Below are 13,508 nucleotides of genomic sequence, written 5' to 3'. Positions count from 1 at the left end.
GCACCCGTGGCAATTCCTTGCAGGGCTGTGCAGCTCCCGCACGGCACGGGATTTGGGAATGGTCGGCCCGGGGGACGGCCCGAGACGCACCTCGTTGCGTGGTACTTCAAGGCCCGCGAGCGGAGCGGAACTCAAAGAGGGGGTGCACTCCGGGCGGCGCGGGAGGTGTGACGTTCCCGGTGCGCCGCCCGGAGGGTTCAGCGACGGGCGTTCACGCCGTGCCGGTCAGGTGCTCCGGCCGTACCGGCGTGCGCGCCAGCTCCAGCCCGGTCGCGTTCCGGATCGCCGCGAGGACGGCCGGGGTGGACGACAGGGTGGGTGCCTCGCCGACGCCGCGCAGCCCGTAGGGGGCGTGCTCGTCGGCGAGTTCGAGCACGTCGACGGGGATCGTCGGCGTGTCGAGGATGGTGGGGATCAGGTAGTCCGTGAAAGAGGGGTTCTTCACCTTCGCCGTCTTCGGGTCGACGACGATCTCCTCCATCACGGCGATGCCCAGGCCCTGCGTGGTGCCGCCCTGGATCTGGCCGACCACCGACAGCGGGTTGAGGGCCTTGCCGACGTCCTGGGCGCAGGCCAGCTCGATCACCTTCACCAGGCCCAGCTCGGTGTCCACCTCGACGACGGCGCGGTGCGCGGCGAAGGAGTACTGCACATGGCCGTTGCCCTGGCCGGTGCGCAGGTCGAACGGCTCGGTCGGCCGGTGCCGCCACTCCTCCTCGACCTCCACGGCCTCGTCCTCGAGCACGTCCACCAGGTCGGCGAGCACCTCGCCGCCGTCGGTGACGACCTTGCCGCCCTCCAGCAGGAGTTCGGCGGTGGCCCAGGCCGGGTGGTAGGAGCCGAACTTGCGGCGGCCGATCTGAAGGACCTTCTCGCGCACCAGCTCGCAGGCGTTCTTCACGGCGCCGCCGGTGACGTAGGTCTGCCGGGAGGCGGAGGTGGAGCCGGCCGAGCCGACCTGGGTGTCGGCGGGGTGGATGGTGACCTGGGCGACGCCCAGCTCGGTGCGGGCGATCTGCGCGTGCACGGTGACACCGCCCTGGCCGACCTCCGCCATCGCGGTGTGCACGGTGGCGACGGGCTCGCCGTTGATGACCTCCATGCGCACCTTGGCGGTGGAGTAGTCGTCGAAGCCCTCGGAGAAGCCGACGTTCTTGATGCCGACCGCGTAGCCGATGCCCCGTACGACGCCCTCGCCGTGGGTGGTGTTGGACAGGCCGCCGGGCAGCTGCCGTACGTCCGGGCCCTCGCTGGACTCCCACTGGCGCTCCGGCGGCAGCGGCATCGCCTTGACGCGGCGCAGCAGTTCGGCGACCGGCGCCGGGGAGTCGACGACCTGCCCGGTGGGCATGAGGGTGCCCTGCTCCATGGCGTTGAGCCGGCGGAACTCCACCGGGTCCATGCCGAGCTTCTTGGCCAGCTTGTCCATCTGCGCCTCGTAGGCGAAGCACGCCTGGACCGCGCCGAAGCCGCGCATGGCGCCGCAGGGCGGGTTGTTGGTGTAGAGGGCGTACGCCTCGATGTCGACGTTGTCGATGACGTAGGGGCCCGCCGACAGCGAGGAGGCGTTGCCGACGACCGCCGGGGAGGCGGAGGCGTAGGCGCCGCCGTCCAGGACGATCCGGCACTTCATGTGCGTGAGCTTGCCGTCCTTGGTGGCGCCGTGCTCGTAGTACAGCTTGGCCGGGTGGCGGTGGACGTGCCCGAAGAACGACTCGAACCGGTTGTAGACGATCTTGACGGGCTTGCCGGTGCGCAGGGCCAGCAGGCAGGCGTGGATCTGCATCGACAGGTCCTCGCGGCCGCCGAAGGCGCCGCCGACGCCGGCCAGCGTCATGCGCACCTTGTCCTCGGGCAGGCCGAGCACCGGGGCCATCTGGCGCAGGTCGGAGTGCAGCCACTGGGTGGCGATGTAAAGGTGGACGCCGCCGTCCTCCTCCGGCACCGCCAGGCCGGACTCGGGGCCGAGGAAGGCCTGGTCCTGCATGCCGAAGAAGTACTCGCCCTCCACGATGACGTCGGCCCGCCTGCGGGCCTCGGCCACGTCGCCGCGCACGATGGGCTGGCGGTGCACGATGTTGGGGTGCGGGACGTGGCCGATGTGGTGGTCGGTGCGGTTCTCGTGGACGAGGACCGCGTCCGGCGCGAGGGCGGAGGCCTCGTCGGTGACGACGGGCAGCTCCTTGTACTCGACCTTGATCTTGGCGGCGGCGCGGCGGGCCGTCTCCGGATGGTCGGCGGCGACCAGCGCGACCGGCTCGCCGTGGTGGCGGACCTTGCCGTGCGCGAGGACCGGGGTGTCGCGGATCTCCAGGCCGTAGTGCCTCACCTCGGTGGGCAGGTCGTCGTAGGTCAGCACGGCGTACACGCCCGGCATGGCCAGCGCCTCGGAGGTGTCGATGGAGACGATCTCGGCGTGCGCGACGGTGGAGCGCAGGATCTGGCCCCACAGCATGTCCTCGTGCCACATGTCGGAGGAGTACGCGAACTCGCCGGTGACCTTCAGGGTGCCGTCCGGGCGGAGCGTGGACTCGCCGATGCCGCCCTTGGTCTTCGACCCCTGCGTGATCTTGGTGGGTGCACCGGTGGGGGTACCACCCTGCTCGAACGTAGTGGAGAGCTTGGGGGAGGGCATGCTCAGACCCCCTCGGACTGTCGGGCGGCCGCCAGGCGGACCGCGTCCATGATCTTCTCGTAGCCCGTGCAGCGGCACAGGTTGCCCGAGAGCGCCTCGCGGATGTCCGCGTCGGTCGGGTTCGGGTTGCGCTCCAGCATCTCGTCGGCGGCGACGAGCAGGCCGGGCGTGCAGAAGCCGCACTGGACGGCGCCCGCGTCGATGAACGCCTGCTGGATCGGGGACAGCTCGGTGCCCTCGCCGGTCTGCGAGTCGGTGCCCTTGGCCTGCCAGCCCTTGGCCTCGTCGAGCGACGTGCCGGCGGCCGTGCCGCAGGAGCGCTGCCGGGCGTAGTCCGCCAGGCCCTCGACGGTGACGACGTCGCGGCCCTCGACCTGCCCGGCGGCCACCAGGCAGGAGCACACCGGCACGCCGTCCAGGCGCACGGTGCACGAGCCGCATTCGCCCTGCTCGCAGGCGTTCTTGGAGCCGGGCAGGCCCAGGCGCTCGCGCAGGACGTAGAGAAGGGACTCGCCCTCCCAGACGTCGTCGGCCTCCTGCGGGCGTCCGTTGACGGTGAAGTTGACGCGCATCACGCAGCTCCCTCGGTGGCGCGGCGGGTGCCGCGGTAGGACTCCCAGGTCCAGGTCAGTGTCCGGCGGGCCATCACGCCCACCGCGTGGCGGCGGTAGCTCGCGGTGCCCCTGACGTCGTCGATCGGGTTGCAGGCGGCCGAGCACAGCTCGGCGAACTGCTTGGCGACGGACGGGGTGATGATCTTCCCCTTGTCCCAGAAGCCGCCCTCCTCCAGGGCCGCGTTCAAGAACTCCTCGGCGGCCTGCGCGCGCACGGGCGTGGGGGCGGCGGAGCCGATGCCGGTGCGCACCGTGCGGGTCTCGGGGTGCAGCGCCAGGCCGAAGGCGCACACCGCGATGACCATGGCGTTGCGGGTGCCGACCTTGGAGTACTGCTGCGGGCCGTCCGCCTTCTTCACGTGCACGGCGCGGATCAGCTCGTCGGGCTGCAGCGCGTTGCGCTTGACCCCGGTGTAGAACGCGTCGATCGGGATCAAGCGGGTGCCGCGCGCGGCCGACTCCACCTCCACCTCGGCGCCCGCGGCGAGCAGGGCGGGGTGGGCGTCGCCGGCGGGAGAGGCCGTGCCGAGGTTGCCGCCGACGCCGCCGCGGTTGCGGATCTGCGGGGAGGCGACCGTGTGCGAGGCGAGCGCCAGGCCGGGCAGCTCGGCACGGAGATGTTCCATGATCTGGGTGTAAGGGACGGAAGCGCCCAGCCGCACGCTCTCCTCGCCGACCTCCCACTCGTAGAGGTCGCCGATGCGGTTGAGGTCGAGGAGGTACTCAGGCCTGCGGTGGTCGAAGTTGATCTCGACCATCACGTCGGTGCCACCCGCAATCGGCACAGCGGTGGGGTGCTCGGCCTTCGCGGCGAGCGCCTCCTCCCAGCTGGCGGGGCGAAGGAAGTCCATGACCGGCTCTCTTCTTCGTGTCGAGGGTCGTCAGAATCGTCCAGATTGAGCCAATCCGTGTGCGGCGGGCGAGGCTCGTTCATGTGGTGTTCACGTGGAGTGCGCTCAGTACACCGTCCACTGCTCCGGCGGGGTCAGTCACCGAAAACATGAAGGGTTTGGCTGGCCAGGCCGGGCATCTTGTAGATTCGTATGAACGGAGGCCGTCGGCATCCTCTTCGCTTCCCCCGGGAAACAGAGGTCACGGCCCCCACCGGCGGGATGCGCGCTCGGCCGGGCGCGCGGGATCCGCCGGACCGGCCGTACGCCCGGAGCCCGGGCCCCACGACCCGGAGTACCCCCGTAGTTTTCGAGACAAAGAACGGCGGCGACGACAGATGCGGCTGCGCGCACTGCTGGACACCGATGCGCTGGGCCTGAAGCTGCTCGGCGGCGAGGAGGAACTGGACCGCACGGTCCGCGGTGTCATGACCACCGACCTGCGCGACCCCAGCCGCTACCTCTCCGGCGGTGAGCTGGTGCTGACCGGGCTGGCCTGGCGCCGGGACGCCGCGGACTCCGAGCCGTTCGTCCGGATCCTGGTGCAGGCCGGCGTCGCGGCCCTGGCGGCCGGCGAGGCCGAGCTGGGCGAGGTGCCCGACGACCTGGTGGTGGCCTGCGCCCGGCACCGGCTGCCGCTGTTCGCGGTGCACGAGTCGGTGGCGTTCGCGACGATCACCGAGCACGTCGTACGGCAGGTCTCCGGCGAGCGCGCCGGCGACCTGGCGGCCGTGGTGGACCGGCACCGCCGGATGATGACCGCCGGCCCGGCCGGCGGCGGCCCCGACGTCGTCCTGGACCTGCTCGGCTCCGACCTGGACCTGCGGGCCTGGCTGCTGTCCCCCACCGGCCGGCTCATCGCCGGACCCAAGGTGAACGGCCCGGCGCTGCCCGCGCAGACCTGCGCCGAGCTGGCCGCCGAGCACCTGGCCGCCGGCCGCACGCCCCGGCGCGGCCCGCACCGCGTCACGGTGGGCGGCACGACGTACTCCCTCTTCCCGATCCGCAGCGGGGGCCACCGCCCGGCCGTGCCCGGGCCGGGCCGCGCCCCGCAGCCGGCCCGTGACGTGCGCGAGACGATGCTGTCGGACTGGGTGCTGGCCGTCGAGGCCGACGCGAGCGACTGGCCGGAGGAGCGGCTGGACCTGCTGCACGGCGTCACCCAGCTGATCGCCGTCGAACGCGACCGGCGCGACGCCGCCCGCACGGTGCGCCGCCGGCTCGCCCAGGAGGTGCTGGAGCTGGTGCAGACCGGCGCGCCGCCCGCCGAGATCGCCGCCCGGCTGCGGGTCGCGGCGCCCGTGCTGCTGCCCGGCCTGGGCGCCGCCCCGCACTGGCAGGTGGTGGTGGCCCGCGTGGAGTGGGAGGGGCGGGACATCGAGGCCGGCCCGGTCACCCAGTCGCTGCTGGAGGAGATCCTGGTCGATCCCCTCAGCACCGGGCCCGAGCCCTCCGACCGCATCGCGGTCGCCCACCTGGGGGACGAGGCCGTCGCCCTGGTGCCGCTGCCGGCCGTCACCACCGAGCACGACGGCTCCCAGTCCGGCATCCTCGCCGACGCCCTGCTCGCCGCCGTGCGCGGGCCGCTGTCGGCGGGCCTGGACGACGACGGCCGGCTCACCCTCGGCGTCAGCGCGGCCGTGCACTCGGCGGAGGGGCTGCGCGGCGCGCTGGAGGAGGCCCGGCACGCCCGGCGGGTCGCCGCGGCCCGCCCCGGGCGGGTCTGCGCGGCCGGCCACCAGGAGCTGGCCCCCCACGTGCTGCCGCTGCCCTTCGCCCGGGACGACGGGCGCCGCGCCTTCCCCGCCCGGCTGCTCGACCCGCTGCGGGACTACGACCGCCGGCACCGCGCCGAGCTGATACCGACCCTGGAGGCGTTCTTGGACTGCGACGGCTCCTGGACCCGCTGCGCGACCCGCCTGCACCTGCACGTCAACACGCTGCGCTACCGGGTCGGGCGGATCGAGCAGTTGACGGGCCGTGACCTGTCCCGGCTGGAGGACAAGCTGGACTTCTTCCTGGCGCTGCGCATGAGCTGAGGCCCGCCGAGCCGACGGCGGACGGTGCCTGGCCCGGTGCCGTCCGCGGGCGCGCCGTCGCACCGCCGGGCCCGCCCCGTCACACGACTTTGTGAAATCTTTCACCCAGCCTCTTGGCCGGGCCGCCGGATTCGTGCTGAGATGCGGCCACCACCAAAGCTCGAGGGCGTGCTCGGGGAGGGCAACGTGGCGCATACCGCCATGTCTGGTAACGGAACGACCGCAGGTGACGATCCACTCCAGACCGCGGTATGGCGGCTGCGCTCGCGCGCATGCTGGGCCGACGCGGCAGCGCTGCTGCCGTCGGCCACCGCGGCCGGCGCGCTGCAGCGCACCACGCTGCTGGTGGAACGCTGCCTGTACACGGAGTCCGGCTGGCAGGAGGCCGAGGACGCGCTGCGCACCGCGGAGGCGCTGGCGCACACCGACGACGAGCGCGGCGCGGCCGCTTGTGAACGCGGGTACTTGGCCTACGCGGCCACTCTGCACGGGGTGCGCGACCGGGCGGACGAGGCGCGCTCGGCGCTGGGCCGGGCGGCGGCGCTGATCCCGCCGGGGGCGCCGGGGCGGGCCCTGCTGGACTTCCGGCGCGGGCTGATCGCCGAGAACCTGGGCCGCTCCCCGCAGGCGGCGCGCGCCGCCTACCGCCGCGCCCACGCGGGCGCCACCGCCCACGCCGACCGGCTGCTGCTGTCCTTCACCCGGCGGCACCCGGCCGGCATCGCCCTGCGCGAGGGCGAGCTGAGCGAGGCGCGGCACGGGTTCGCCGAGTCGCTGCGCATCCGCGAGGAGCTGGGCTACCTGGTCGGCACGGCGCCCGCGCTGGTGTCGCTGGCCGACACCGAGTCCGAGCCGGAGGCGTCGCGGCTGCGGGAGGAGGCGCGCCGGCTGTTCCGGCTGCTGGGGGGCGTACCGCCCTGGCTGGCCCGGCCCCTGCCCCCGCCGGCCCCGGGCGCGGCGACGGCGTGAGCGCACCGGGCGCACCCGGCGGCGGGACGGGTGTCTCCCGCGCCGCCCGCCGTCGGACCGGGGTCGGGTGCTTCCCGTCCTCGCGGCTGCGGCCGCCCGCCCGTCCGCGGGCACAGCGTGGGCCGTGACGTACCCGTGCCCGCCCTGCGGGTCAGCGGCCCCGGCCGTGCTCTCTACTCTCTCCAGCCGCTGTCGCCGTTGCGCCGGCCGGTGTCGCCGTAGTGCTTGCGCAGCAGGTCCTGCACCGTGTCCGCGTCGCGGGCGATCAGGGCGTCCAGCAGGGCGCCGTGCTCCGCCGCGTCCGCGAGCAGGGCGGTGCGGGCCGAGCGGGGCGTGGTGCCGGGCCGGGGCCACTGGGTGCGGCGGTGGAGGTCGTCGGCGATCCGGACGAGCTGTTCGTTGCCGGACAGCTCCAGCAGCGCGCGGTGGAAGGCGCGGTCGGCCTCGGCGTAGGAGACCCGGCATCCGGCGGAGGCGGCGCGCACGGCGGCCTCGGCGAGCGGGCGCAGCCGGGCCCACCGCTCGACCGGCACGGGGCGTGCCAGCCGCAGCACCACCGGGACCTCGATCAGGGCCCGTACCTCGGCCAGTTGGGCCAGCTCCCGGGCGTCGCGTTCGACGACCCGGAAGCCGCGGTTGGGCACCACCTCGACGGCGCCCTCCAGCGCGAGCTGCTGCATCGCCTCGCGCACGGGGGTCGCCGAGACCCCGAACCGCTCGCCGAGCGCGGGCGCCGAGTAGACCTCGCCGGGCTGGAGTTCACCGGTGACCAGCGCGGCGCGCAGGGCGTCGAGGACCTGGCCGCGCACGGAGGAACGGTGCACGGCGGGGCGGGCCGGGGGCCGCTCGCCGTGCGTGTGCTCGCCCCGGGCGTCGCCCGGCGGCGGGGCGTCCGCCTCCCGGCGGGCCCGGTCGGGTTGCGGCTGCCGGGGCACGCGCGGGGCGCCGCCGCCCGGCCAGGCCGGCGGAATCCCGGCTCCGGCGGCCGTCGCGGAGTCCTGCGCGCCCTGCTTCACGGTCCTCCTCCGGGCTTGGGGGTGCTTGGGGTCATTACGACGGGTTGCTGCTCGTCCGTCAAGCACCTTAGGCGCAACCGGTCCCGGGTTCACATTCCGGCGAGCCGAGGTAAGGTGAGGCTAACCTTCAATCGACTGTCAGTCGCGCGTGAATCGGTGGTGCCGCATGCCCGTGCTCCCGTCGGCCACGGCGGACGCCTACGCCCGCCTCACCGAGGTGTTCCCCGGCCTGGCCGTGACCGAGCTGGGCCCCGGTGAACAGACTCCGCGCGGCGGCGCCTGGATCGGCGCCGCGGCGCTCGCCGAGGGCGGGGCGGCCATGGACGCGTTCCTGGCCTGGGACGAGGCACAGGTGCTGCGCGACTACGGCACGCGCGCCCGCCCCGACGTGGTCGCGAGCTTCGGTCTGCACCGCTACGCCTGGCCGGCCTGCTTGCTGTTCACCGCGCCCTGGTTCCTGCACCGCCGTGTGCCCCGCCTGCCGGTCGCCGACGTCTCCTACGACCGCGGCGCCGGCCGCGCCGCCGTGCGCACCCGCTCCTTCGCCTGCCTGCCCGGCGACCCCGCCGCCGCGCTGCCCGGCGCCCGCGTGGTCCCCGACGAGGAGGCGCTGCGGGCCGAGGTGCGCGCCGCCGTCGCCGAGCACCTGGAGCCCGTCCTGGCCGCCTTCGGCCCGCGCATGCGCCGGCGCGGCCGCGCCCTGTGGGGCATGGCGACCGACGAGATCGTCGAGGGGCTGTGGTACGTGGCCCATCTGCTCGGCGAGGAGGAGCGGGCGATGCGCGAACTGGAGCTGCTGCTGCCCGGCGCCACCCGGCCCTACGTCGGCGCCGCCGCCTTCCGCGAGCTGACCGGGCCGAACGGGGAGTGCCTGCCCACCCGGGACCGGGTCAGCTGCTGCATGTTCTACACGGTGCGCCCCGAGGCCACCTGCGCCACCTGCCCGCGCACCCGCGACACGGACCGCGTGGCGCGACTCGCCGCCGCCTGACCGGCCGCATCCCGCGAGCCCGCTGTCCGGGCGCGGGCGCGTGGGAGCGTGGGGGCCGGCGCGTGGGATTTCCGGCATCCGGCCGGACAGATGGCACCGGAGGGGCGCGGCGCCGGTCCGTGGTCCCGTAAGATCATCCCCGGGCCGGATCGCCGTACCCGGGCGGGGAATTCACAACTCCCCCACCCGACGCAGCGAGTTTCCGCCGAACCACCCGTACGGGTAATCTGGATTCGAACTCAACTCCCGCCCCTCAAGCGGCAGTTCGAGCAGAACGCCGTCCTGGGCAGCCCCTCGCGTCTCCTTGGCGGCCTCTTGCCGCGAAACCCCCTGAGGGCCGGTGGGATTGGGCCACTATGGCGGGCGTTACGCCCTATCCCCATGCAAGGGACCCCAGATGAGACTGACCGACATATCGCTGAACTGGCTGCTTCCGGGCGCCGTGCTGCTCCTGGGCGTGCTGGCGGCGGTGGCGGTGCTCGCGCGCGGCAAGCGGTCCAAAGGGAACACGAGCGCCGACGACTCGTGGGAGCGCAGCGAGGAGCGCCGCAGGCGCAAGGAGGCCGTCTACGGCACCGCCTCCTACATTCTGCTGTTCTGCTGCGCGGCGGTGGCCGCCGCACTGTCCTTCCACGGCCTGGTCGGCTTCGGCGAGCAGAACCTCGGCCTGAGCGAGGGCTGGCAGTACCTGGTGCCGTTCGGCCTGGACGGCGCGGCGATGTTCTGCTCCGTGCTCGCGGTGCGCGAGGCCAGCCACGGTGACGCCGCCCTCGGCTCCCGGATGCTCGTGTGGCTGTTCGCGGCCGCGGCGGCCTGGTTCAACTGGGTGCACGCGCCCAGGGGCGTGGACCACGCGGGCGCGCCGCAGTTCTTCGCCGGCATGTCCCTGTCGGCGGCGGTCCTCTTCGACCGCGCGCTGAAGCAGACCCGCCGGGCCGCCCTGCGCGAGCAGGGCCTGGTGCCGCGTCCGCTGCCGCAGATCCGTGTCGTGCGCTGGCTGCGCGCGCCCCGGGAGACCTACCGTGCCTGGTCGCTGATGCTCCTGGAGGGCGTGCGCAGCCTGGACGAGGCGGTCGAGGAGGTGCGCGAGGACAAGCGCCAGAAGGAGGAGAAGCGGCGGCTGCGGCGCGAGCAGGAGCGCGTGGAGCGCGCGCAGCTGAAGGCGATCAGCCGCGGCCACCGCGGGTTCGTGCACCGCACCGGCCGGGCGGGCGAGGCCCAGGCCCTGGAGCGCGGCTCCGGTCAAGCCACCGCGGAGCCTGCCATAGCGGCGTCGGATCCGCTGCCGGTACGCGCGCGTCCCTCGCTGCAGCCCGTCCGCCCGGGCTCTGAGCCCGTCACCGTGGACCTCACCGCGGAGGACGACACCCAGGCCCTGCCCCGGCTCGACTCGCTGGAGCGCAAGCTGAAGGACCTGGAGCAGCAGTTCGGTTAGGTCGCGCAGGCCGCGGCGCGAGCGCGGCATGGACAGGGGGCGCGGGTCCTACGGGGCCGCGCCCCCTGTCCGTCGGGTCGTTCACGCGGCCTCGGCGTCACCGAGTTCGAACCACACCGACTTGCCGACCCCGTGCGGGCACACGCCCCAGGCGTCGGCGAGCGACTCCACCAGGACCAGCCCTCTGCCGCCGGTGTCGTCCCCGGCGACCGGCACGCGCGGTCGTGGCCCGCGGGCCACGAAGTCCCGTACCTCCACGCGCAGTCCGTGCGGGGACACGGTCGCCGTCACGATGGCGTCGTCGTCGGTGTGGACGAGCGCGTTGGTGACCAGTTCGCTCGTGAGCAGCTCGGCGACGTCCGACTCCTCCGGCCGCCCCCAGGGGCGCAGCAGCTCGCGCAGGGCCCGGCGCACCTCGGGCACCGCCTTCAGGTCCGCCCGGCCCAGCCGGCGACTGAGCCGGTGGACCCGCTCGGTCCGCTCCGCCTTACCGTCCGCCTCCGCCTCGGTCGTTCTCGCCGCGGGGGCCCCGGCCGTCGCGGGGCCGCCCCCTCGTGCCTGACTCGTCATCTCCCCCGCCCGCGTCCCGATGTCTGATCTCCTCCGGTTCGAACACGTTCACGGAGATGCTTGCCCGATGAGACGCGGGCCAGTCCTGTCGAATCGCCGACGACCACGTGTTCGGCCACGCCGGCCGCGTCGGAAGCCGGGTCCAAACCCTCGCAACGGGTCTACGGCCGCGGCACGTTGCGCAGGTTGGACCGGGCCATCTGCAGCATCCGGCCGACCCCGCCCTCCAGGACGATCTTCGAGGCGGACAGGGCGAACCCGGAGACCATCTCGGCGCTGATCTTCGGCGGGATGGACAGCGCGTTGGGGTCGGTGACGACGTCCACCAGGGCCGGGCCCTTGTGCTTGAAGGCGTCCTTCAGGGCCCCCGGCAGGTCCTTGGGCTTCTCCACCCGCACGCCGTGGGCACCGCAGGCGCGGGCGACGGCGGCGAAGTCCGGGTTCTTGTTCGTCGTGCCGTACGAGGGCAGGCCCGCCACCAGCATCTCCAGCTCGACCATGCCGAGCGAGGAGTTGTTGAACAGCACGACCTTCACCGGCAGGTCGTACTGCACCAGCGTCAGGAAGTCGCCCATCAGCATGGAGAACCCGCCGTCGCCGGACATCGAGATCACCTGCCGGTCGCGGTCGGTGAACTGCGCGCCGATGGCCATCGGCAGCGCGTTGGCCATCGAGCCGTGCGAGAAGGACCCGATGATGCGGCGGCGCCCGTTGGGCGAGATGTACCGGGCGCCCCAGACGTTGCACATCCCCGTGTCGGTGGTGAAGATCGCGTCGTCGGCGGCGACTTCGTCGAGCACGGCGGCCACGTACTCGGGGTGGATGGGGATGTGCTTGTCGACCTTGCGGGTGTACGCCTTGACGACGCCCTCCAGCGCGTCGGCGTGCTTCTTGAGCATCCGGTCCAGGAAGTGCCGGTTCTTCTTCTCCCGCACCCGCGGGATCAGGCAGCGCAGCGTCTCCTTGACATCGCCCCACACGGCCAGGTCCAGCTTGGAGCGGCGGCCGAGGTTCTCCGGGCGGACGTCGATCTGGGCGATCTTCACGTCGTTCGGCAGGAACGCGTTGTACGGGAAGTCGGTGCCCAGCAGGATCAGCAGGTCGCACTCGTGGGTGGCCTCGTAGGCGGCGCCGTAGCCGAGCAGCCCGCTCATGCCGACGTCGAAGGGGTTGTCGTACTGGATGAACTCCTTGCCGCGCAGGGCGTGCCCCACCGGCGACTTGATCTTCCCGGCGAACTCCATCACCTCGGCGTGCGCGCCCGCCGTGCCGCTGCCGCAGAACAGGGTCACCTTGTCCGCCTCGTCGATCATCCGGGCCAGCCGGTCGATCTCGGCGTCACCCGGCCGGACGGTGGGCCGGGAGGTCACGATGGCCGTCTCGGCGGCCTTCTCCGGGGCGGGCTCGGCTGCGATGTCGCCGGGCAGCGCCACCACGCTGACCCCGCTGCGGCCCACTGCGTGCTGGATGGCGGTGTCCAGCAGCCGGGGCATCTGCTTCGGGTTGGAGATCAGCTCGCTGTAGACGCTGCATTCCTGGAACAGCCGGTCGGGGTGGGTCTCCTGGAAGTATCCGAGGCCGATCTCGCTGGAGGGGATGTGCGAGGCCAGGGCGAGGACCGGGGCCATGGACCGGTTCGCGTCGTACAGGCCGTTGATGAGGTGCAGGTTGCCGGGGCCGCAGGAGCCGGCGCAGGCCGTCAGCTTCCCGGTGATCTGCGCCTCGGCGCCGGCCGCGAAGGCGGCGCTCTCCTCGTGGCGGACGTGGATCCAGTCGATGGCGGCGTTGCGGCGGACCGCGTCGACCACCGGGTTGAGGCTGTCCCCCACCACGCCGTACAGCCGCTTGACTCCGGCGCGGACGAGGATGTCGACGAACTGCTCTGCGACGTTCTGCTTGGCCATGGCTCTCGGATGCCCTTCGGTCTCCGGCGGGAACCTGTGGGTCCATGAATTCACAGCCTCGCCGCTCACGCCTCCCAAACGGCCGCGGCCGTACGGTCGTCGGCGTAGCCCTTGGCGCGTGTCTGCACGTCCGCGAGGAACGCGGCGAGGCCGGGCGGAGCGGCACCGGACCACCGCCGGGCGCCGGCGCCGCCCGGTGCGCGCCGGGCGGGCCCCCGGCGGTGAGGGGCGCGGGGGGGGAGGGGGGCGCGGTGTACGCCCGGCGCGGCTTCGACGCCCGGGAACTGGGGGACGAGGCGGTGGTGGACGTCGCCGGGTCCACGCTGGAGGGCGGGGCCATGCGGACCGTGCGGCAGGCCCCCAGCCGGGGGCGGCGCGCCGGGTACACGGTGCGCCGCCCCCGTTTGTGGGCCTGCCGCACGGTCCGCATGGCCCGGCCCTCCAG

The 13,508-nt window shown here is 73.6% G+C and carries 10 protein-coding genes and 1 pseudogene; 5 read left to right on the top strand and 6 right to left on the bottom strand.

Annotated elements, in window-relative coordinates:
- Positions 1 to 211 precede the first annotated feature (211 nt).
- Genes pucD through GV126_RS25800 form a run of 3 tightly spaced genes read right to left on the bottom strand, consistent with a single transcriptional unit; the run spans position 212 to position 4,100 of the window.
- Positions 212 to 2,635, bottom strand: a complete 2,424-nt coding sequence (pucD, locus tag GV126_RS25810; protein ID WP_159671250.1) for a xanthine dehydrogenase subunit D — start codon at positions 2,633 to 2,635, stop codon at positions 212 to 214.
- Positions 2,636 to 2,637: 2 nt separating this feature from the next.
- Entirely contained in the window at positions 2,638 to 3,207 is a 570-nt protein-coding gene (locus GV126_RS25805) for a (2Fe-2S)-binding protein (RefSeq protein ID WP_159671247.1), read from the bottom strand.
- Positions 3,207 to 4,100, bottom strand: a complete 894-nt coding sequence (locus GV126_RS25800; protein ID WP_159671244.1) for an FAD binding domain-containing protein — start codon at positions 4,098 to 4,100, stop codon at positions 3,207 to 3,209. Before GV126_RS25800 ends, GV126_RS25805 begins: the two co-directional genes overlap by 1 nt.
- 377 nt (positions 4,101 to 4,477) lie before the next feature.
- Between GV126_RS25800 and GV126_RS25795 the strand changes: the two genes are divergently transcribed.
- Both GV126_RS25795 and GV126_RS25790 read left to right on the top strand, forming a co-directional pair.
- Positions 4,478 to 6,178: a PucR family transcriptional regulator gene (locus tag GV126_RS25795; RefSeq protein ID WP_159671241.1), complete on the top strand. Its 1,701-nt coding sequence runs from the start codon at positions 4,478 to 4,480 to the stop codon at positions 6,176 to 6,178.
- Positions 6,179 to 6,379: 201 nt separating this feature from the next.
- Complete coding sequence (locus GV126_RS25790) at positions 6,380 to 7,147, top strand: hypothetical protein (RefSeq protein ID WP_201299873.1); 768 nt, start codon at positions 6,380 to 6,382, stop codon at positions 7,145 to 7,147.
- A gap of 173 nt (positions 7,148 to 7,320) precedes the next feature.
- Here GV126_RS25790 and GV126_RS25785 read toward each other — a convergent pair whose 3' ends face one another.
- The gene (locus GV126_RS25785) at positions 7,321 to 8,163 is read right to left on the bottom strand and encodes a GntR family transcriptional regulator (RefSeq protein ID WP_159671235.1); all 843 of its coding nucleotides are present in this window, start codon (positions 8,161 to 8,163) and stop codon (positions 7,321 to 7,323) included.
- 166 nt (positions 8,164 to 8,329) lie between these two features.
- On the opposite strand from GV126_RS25785, the gene GV126_RS25780 reads away from it, so the two are divergent.
- Positions 8,330 to 9,154, top strand: coding sequence for a (2Fe-2S)-binding protein (locus tag GV126_RS25780; RefSeq protein ID WP_159671232.1), 825 nt, complete (start codon positions 8,330 to 8,332; stop codon positions 9,152 to 9,154).
- Between the two features lie 397 nt (positions 9,155 to 9,551).
- Positions 9,552 to 10,589, top strand: a complete 1,038-nt coding sequence (locus GV126_RS25775) for a DUF2637 domain-containing protein (RefSeq protein WP_159671229.1) — start codon at positions 9,552 to 9,554, stop codon at positions 10,587 to 10,589.
- An 81-nt stretch (positions 10,590 to 10,670) separates the two neighbouring features.
- On the opposite strand, the gene GV126_RS25770 is transcribed toward GV126_RS25775, so the two are convergent.
- Together GV126_RS25770 and GV126_RS25765 are read right to left on the bottom strand one after the other, a co-directional pair.
- The gene (locus GV126_RS25770) at positions 10,671 to 11,159 is read right to left on the bottom strand and encodes an ATP-binding protein (RefSeq protein WP_159671226.1); all 489 of its coding nucleotides are present in this window, start codon (positions 11,157 to 11,159) and stop codon (positions 10,671 to 10,673) included.
- A gap of 161 nt (positions 11,160 to 11,320) precedes the next feature.
- Entirely contained in the window at positions 11,321 to 13,063 is a 1,743-nt protein-coding gene (locus tag GV126_RS25765; protein WP_159671224.1) for a pyruvate dehydrogenase, read from the bottom strand.
- Positions 13,064 to 13,269: 206 nt separating this feature from the next.
- Here GV126_RS25765 and GV126_RS36660 point away from each other — a divergent pair.
- Positions 13,270 to 13,508: pseudogene (locus GV126_RS36660) on the top strand (phosphatidylglycerol lysyltransferase domain-containing protein); the annotation flags it as partial.

This window comes from Streptomyces mexicanus (assembly GCF_902506575.1).
Classification (GTDB): domain Bacteria; phylum Actinomycetota; class Actinomycetes; order Streptomycetales; family Streptomycetaceae; genus Streptomyces; species Streptomyces mexicanus.
This window is presented reverse-complemented; position numbering and strand designations above follow the sequence as displayed.

Excerpts from the sequence above, each read along its gene's own strand:
- pucD (WP_159671250.1), bottom strand. The coding sequence starts at position 2,635 with ATGCCCTCCCCCAAGCTCTCCACTACGTTCGAGCAGGGTGGTACCCCC.
- GV126_RS25805 (WP_159671247.1), bottom strand. The coding sequence starts at position 3,207 with ATGCGCGTCAACTTCACCGTCAACGGACGCCCGCAGGAGGCCGACGAC.
- GV126_RS25800 (WP_159671244.1), bottom strand. The coding sequence starts at position 4,100 with ATGGACTTCCTTCGCCCCGCCAGCTGGGAGGAGGCGCTCGCCGCGAAG.
- GV126_RS25795 (WP_159671241.1), top strand. The coding sequence starts at position 4,478 with ATGCGGCTGCGCGCACTGCTGGACACCGATGCGCTGGGCCTGAAGCTG.
- GV126_RS25790 (WP_201299873.1), top strand. The coding sequence starts at position 6,380 with ATGTCTGGTAACGGAACGACCGCAGGTGACGATCCACTCCAGACCGCG.
- GV126_RS25780 (WP_159671232.1), top strand. The coding sequence starts at position 8,330 with ATGCCCGTGCTCCCGTCGGCCACGGCGGACGCCTACGCCCGCCTCACC.
- GV126_RS25775 (WP_159671229.1), top strand. The coding sequence starts at position 9,552 with ATGAGACTGACCGACATATCGCTGAACTGGCTGCTTCCGGGCGCCGTG.
- GV126_RS25770 (WP_159671226.1), bottom strand. The coding sequence starts at position 11,159 with ATGACGAGTCAGGCACGAGGGGGCGGCCCCGCGACGGCCGGGGCCCCC.
- GV126_RS25765 (WP_159671224.1), bottom strand. The coding sequence starts at position 13,063 with ATGGCCAAGCAGAACGTCGCAGAGCAGTTCGTCGACATCCTCGTCCGC.